We start from the raw sequence: 6,056 nt of genomic DNA, 5'->3' as shown, positions 1-6,056 counted from the left end.
TTTCTGCCTTCGTATCATATGTAGTTTCACTACGCTTTGGATTGGTGTGGGCAAAAGTTCTTTTGCGAACATCATCCAAAATTATTTACCCTATCGAACAAAGAATGCGCCCAGAGGCGCTTGTAATTCTCTAATGCAATTTCCCTCGTACGACGTGCTTAAACTCCCTTAATTCAAGCGCTTCACATTCATGCCGCATTCCCCTTTAAACGTTGTTGCGATTCGGGTGTTTTTTTGCCCGCACCCGACCGCTCAGCAGCGCAAATTGAAGAGCTCTATCCCCATAATGGGATACTTGTTTACACATTATAACCTATTTGCAACCTAATCACAATCATTTGAATGCATTTTCTTGACGGGTTTATTTGAAACAAGCTGGGATTATATGTTCTGCAATAACCCTGCAAATCACAGCAAAAAAAGAGCCGACGCGCTGTCGGCTCTTATCAGATTCTCACTGTTGTTATGCACGCTTTGAACACAACGTGCGCGATGAATTGTCTAGTAGTTTTCCGCCTTCAATTCAAAGTGACCCTGCGGATGTTTACACACAGGGCACTCTTTAGGCGGCTCGGTGCCAATGTAAATATGACCACAAACGGTGCATACCCAAACTTTCGCTTCATCGCGCTTAAAAACTTCATCATTTTCAATACGATCAATAAGCGTTTGGAAGCGCTGTTCGTGCGACATCTCAATTTTTGCAAGCATGGCAAACCATTCGCCAATTTCGTCAAATCCCTCGTCATAAGCGGTTTTTGACATCTCGGTATATTCGTCAACGCCTTCATGCTCCTCAGATTTGCGTGCAGCTTCCAAGTTTTCGAGCGTGTGCGGCACTTCACCCCCATGCAGCTTCTTAAACATAAGCTTGCAATGGTGCAGTTCGTTGCTTGCTGTTTCATTAAAGATCTCTGAAATCTGGGTGTATCCGTCTTTTGCTGCTTGCTGTCCAAAGAAGGTATATTCGCAATACGCCTTGGCTTCCAACTCAAGGGCAGTCTCAAAATTCTTCCACGTTTGGGAATCTTTCAGTTCCATTTTGCACGCTCCTTCCAACTTCGCCTTGATGCTCATCCATACATGGAGCGCTTTACAAAAGCGCAGGCGAAGGCTTCGCTAATGGAACTGATGGTGCCACAAATGATCAGTGAATTACTCGGCATTAGTTCGATGGTTATCGCGTTGGTATGAAGCAGTTTCCAAGGTGTAACATTGAAAAATTACACCAGTTTCGTCTCATCAAGCTTCTTGTTGAAGTATTCGTTCATCTTGATAGTTGGCTTGCGAAGAACAAGTCCCACAAACAAGGTTCCCAGCAAGAACAAGCCAAGGCAACCCCAGCTTAACCAAAGCTGGTTGCCATAGATTCCCGCCATACAACTCTCCAATGCTTCCATAGCATGAGTAAAAGGAAGCCACGGATAAACTGCCTGGAAAAACTCGGGCGCCATCTGAATGGGCATCAGACCTCCCGAACCTGCAAGCTGCATCACAAGGCCAACGATTGCTATCGCCTTTCCAACGTTTCCAAAGACCACGGTAAGCGTGTAGACCATACTGCTGAAAACTACGGCAATAATCCAGCCGGTGACCAGGTATAACCAAAAGTGCGTACACTCAACTCCAAGGAAAAAGACGTTGCCGACACACACGATAGTGGCTTGCATAAGCGCAATCAGACAAAACACACCATACCGCCCGATATAGAGCTGACAAGGCGTTGGATTATCCAATGTGGCAATGCGTTTTTTTGATACGTTGACCTGCATCAGCGCCACCATAAACACCGCACCAATCCACAGAGAAAGCGTGGTATAAAAAGGTGACATCGCACTGCCGTTGTTATCCATTGCATACACCACATGAGTTTCAAGCTTGGTTGGTGCTGAAAGAAACTGTGCTATCGCGGCAGGATTCGTTCCAATGATAGTGCGAACTTGGTTGAGATCTTTGGTGTCAAGTGCTTGTATAAGCGCATCGTTTGCTTCGCCAAGCTGCGCGTTTGCGTCGCCTAATACGCGCGCGGTTTCATCAAGAGCGTCTTTTGCAGCATGCAGGTTGTCGCTCAAAGAGCCTGTTGCATCTTCAAGATCAGTTGTAGCCTGAGCAAGATCTCCTGCAAGGACGCTTCCCTGCTGGCGAATATTACCAAGGGTGGTTTCAAGCGTGCTGACCTGACTTCCAATTTCACTCTCATACGTTGCTTTTAAGCCGCTCACAAGCGACTTCGCACTTTCAATCTTATCAAGCGCGCGTGCTTTTTGATCAGCTATATCAGCAGAAGCGCTGCTTGTATGAGACGAAGCCTCATCAAGGTCGTTTTTCAATGTGTCAAGCTGAGCGATGACAGCATCAAGTTGCGCAAGCACTGGTGTTGTGGGGTCAATTTGCGAAAGCGCATCGCGCACATCTTGATAGGCGCCAGCCAGATCAGCAACATCAGCGCTCGTTGCTTCCATAACACCCGACGCCTCACGAGGTGCACTTTCAAGCGATTCAAATGCAGTTTCGGTATCAGAGGCAAGCGTATCAAACGCCTGAGCGCTTTGATCCATCGCGTTTGTCAGTTGATCAGATACGCTTCCCAATGCTGAAGCGCTCTCCTTTAAGCCCTGTTCAGCATCACTAAATGCTGGCTGCATCTGCCGAGCCGCATCATCTGACTCGGTCAACAGAGATGCGGTTGCATCAACCAAGTTTGCGGTTGCATCAACAAGCTGAGCAAAAGAGGTGACCTCAGTTGTGGCCGCTCGCAATTCCCCTGAAATAGTACGCAGGTGATCGCTCATGGTCTGAGCATAGGTCAAGATTCCTTCGCCATTCATGAACGTCATGAGATTTGACGTGGTATGCAGCGCCACAGTAGAAACCGTCTTGGCGAAGGTTTCGTCAATTTGCTGCTCTAAAGTAGAGGCACCTGTATTGGTCACACGCGGAGCGATGGCGTTGAGTTTTTGGTTGGAATAGTATTCAATGCTGGCATGTGTGACCTTCTCTGAGAACACCGTCATAAGATCGGCTGAAAAGTCCTCAGGGATCACGATAGCTGCATAGTATTCGCCCGACTTAACCCCTTCAACCGCCTCATTCTCATCTACAAAAACCCAATCAAACTGGTCGTTTTTGCGCAGTTCATCCAAAATATCGTCACCTGCATTGATGCCCATGGGCAGCAAATCGCTCTCGTATCCTTCATCCTGGCTGGCCACTGCAACTTTCAAGTTACCCGTATTTGAGTACGGATCCCAAAACCCCGCTGTAGTAAACCACGCATACAACGGTGGTACAAGCGCCAAGCCAATCACCACAATTGCGGCAATGGGATTTTTCATGAGGCGCTTCATGTCGCCCAAAAAGAGTTGCCACATGTTTCTCATGACTTATCGCCCCCACTGCTATGAGCACCCTCAGTTTCCTCAGTGTTTGAATTGCTGTCCGCACTTGAAGCAGGCGTGTCAGCTTCCGCTCCCACCAGGCTACCTTGACGCAGCGCTTGCGTACGGAGTTGCTGTGCTGACAAGGTGCTTACATGTTGTTGTTGCACTAAATCTGCATTGATGAATTCGATGATGATCAAATAGCCGTCAACCACAATGATTGCGCCTACCATTACCAAAAGCAGAATGACCTTTGTTTCAATATCGGCTTTGACGAGCACCATGATGGCAAAGGTGATAATTGGTTGTGCAAAAATGGCAATCCAACCAGCTTTTATTAACGTGGGGTAGCGCTTTTTGAAACGCGTTGCCCGCTCTACCAAACGCGTCCGATACGCCTTGTTGTTAAGCAGAGCCGAAAGCATATGACGAATCCGAAAGCGCTCTTCTGTACCCGGGTTTGATTCGCTTGCAAAAAGATCTGCTTCGCCCAGTTTTCTATCAAACAAGATATTGAGATTGAAGGCATAGCGACCAATAACCAATCCAATAAACAAGGCAATGGGCAAGAACAGTAACAGCGCCCCAATATCTTGCCAATAATGCATACCATAAAAGCCACCAATGGACTCGCGCATGGCATCAATGCTATAGGTAAAGGGCAAGAGCGGGTTGATGAACTGGAAAAAAGGCGGCATCATTTCAACTGGAAACATGCCTGATGAACCTGGAATTTGCATAATGAGCAAAATCACAGCAATTGCTTTGCCAATATGTTTAAAGGCAAAGGCTAGTGCAAACATGATGTTTACATCAACCACCACAGTGACCAAACCAGCAAAAATAAACGCCGCGGGGTTTTCACACTGAATTCCAATGATAAGATCGCCGCCACAAACAACAAGTCCTTGCAGCAAAGCAAGCACCATAAAAAGTAACCAGCGCCCCCAATATGCCTGTCCTGTTGTAAAGGGAGGCAGACCTTCTGGATCCACACGTAGCTTAACAATTGCCATTAAGATGAACCCGGCCACCCAGAGTGCCAAATTGCTAAAAAACGGTGCTACACCTGATCCGTAATTTGCCACGGGATTGATTTTGATTGTCTCAAGCTTTACTGGGGCTGCCATATATTCGCCAATTTCATCAGCAGAAACGCCAAGATATTCGGAGAGGTCTTTGACGGCTGCTGAACCTTGTAGTGAAGATAAGTCTGCTTCGGTTTGCGTCAATTCCTTATCAAGCATTTCAAGAGATGCAGTCATGTTCTCCACATTGGTTTTAGTAGAAGCAAGCGTATCTTTAAGCTCGACTAAAATGCCTTGCGTTTGAGAAATAAGCGGGTGCAATGAATCAGTTGTTGCTTGCATGTCCGCTAAAACATCAACCGCGTTGTCGGTAGCACCAAGCAACTGAGGATAGATTGTCGAATGGAATGCTTCGTCGCTTGATTGCACCTTTTCAACTTCGCCATCAATATTGTCATTGAGTGTTTGTGCATCTGTTTCTGCCTGATTTGCTGCAGATCCAAGCTGGTCAACACAAGGTTTTAATGCATCTATTGTCCTTTGGTATGCCTCGTTTTGTTTTTCAAGTTGTGCAATGATCTCCTCATATTCAGGATGAGCTGCAAGCTGTGAGCGGAGACTTTCAATGAGCGCTTGATTTTGCGCAAGCAGCGTTTGCGCACTCGTAAGCGATGTTTGCATTGCGTCTTCCAAGCGACTTACTTCAACCGAGCTGTTCGTAAGAGCAATGAGCGCTTCTGCGCTGGCGCGGCCTACTTCGGCTGCAGCTTTCGAGAGATCTTGACTTGCAGTTGCAGCATAGTGCTCCGATGACGTGCGCAATGCCGAAAGCTGGTTGCGCGCGTCTTCAAGTTTGTCTCTGAGCGCGGGCAGCGTGGAGTCAATATTTGAAAGAGTCGTTTGCGCGTCGTCTATAGTTTGCGTACAGGAATCAATCGTTGGTGAAAGCTCTTCGGTGAGCTTTTCGGTTTGCGAAATAGCATTGCGTGCCTCGTTAATGCCACTATCAAGTTTACCAATTGCGCTATTTGCATGATCTTCGGCACTCTGACCGGCATCTTGCGTGATTTTTACCACGGTTTCAGAAACGGTCTCAACGAAGTTTTCGTTCACTTGATCTTGCAGCGCAGTAGCCCCGGCATTAGTTACCTTTGGAGCAATTGACGAGAGTTTTTCGTTGACGTAATAATCCAACGTCGGATGCACGAATGTGCCGGTAGTTATACTGGCGAAATCTTTTGAGAAGTCTTCTGGGATGATAATAGCGGCATAGTATTCACCTGAATAAACCCGCTCAAGCGCTTCATCTTCATCCACGAACTCCCAACCTAATTCGTGATTGTCGTGAAGCTTTTCTACCACTTGCTGCCCCACATTTATGTGCTCAGAGGTGCTCATCTCAGCGCCTTCGTCATTATTTACGACAGCAACCTTAATTGAACTGGTGTTTTGATAAGGATCCCAATTCGCCAAAATGGTATACCAGGCATACAACGAAGGCATCAAGCACACGCCCAACACAACGATAAGCGCAATTGGATTGCGCACGAGCCGACGGAGATCACGTGCGAATATTTGCAAGATAACGTGGATGTACGATTTAAGCTTCACGAATTCATACTATATGTCTAACTTGGTCATCATTTGT

General features: G+C 46.8%; 3 protein-coding genes. All 3 read right to left on the bottom strand.

The features are described 5' to 3' along the window. Window positions 1-501 precede the first annotated feature (501 nt). Entirely contained in the window at window positions 502-1,041 is a 540-nt protein-coding gene (locus tag NFR28_RS02300; protein ID WP_251178212.1) for a rubrerythrin family protein, read from the bottom strand. Between the two features lie 182 nt (window positions 1,042-1,223). Continuing rightward, complete coding sequence (locus tag NFR28_RS02295; RefSeq protein WP_251178211.1) at window positions 1,224-3,380, bottom strand: YhgE/Pip domain-containing protein; 2,157 nt, start codon at window positions 3,378-3,380, stop codon at window positions 1,224-1,226. After that, window positions 3,377-6,019 (bottom strand): YhgE/Pip domain-containing protein, encoded by a 2,643-nt coding sequence (locus tag NFR28_RS02290; RefSeq protein ID WP_251178210.1) that lies wholly within the window; start codon window positions 6,017-6,019, stop codon window positions 3,377-3,379. The genes NFR28_RS02295 and NFR28_RS02290 overlap by 4 nt, the downstream gene beginning before the upstream one ends. Window positions 6,020-6,056: the final 37 nt, after the last annotated feature.

The sequence above is a fragment of the Adlercreutzia agrestimuris genome (genome assembly GCF_943193125.1).
Taxonomy (GTDB): domain Bacteria; phylum Actinomycetota; class Coriobacteriia; order Coriobacteriales; family Eggerthellaceae; genus Xiamenia; species Xiamenia agrestimuris.
Note: the sequence above shows the minus strand (reverse complement) of the source record. Positions and strands in the feature narration are given on the sequence as shown.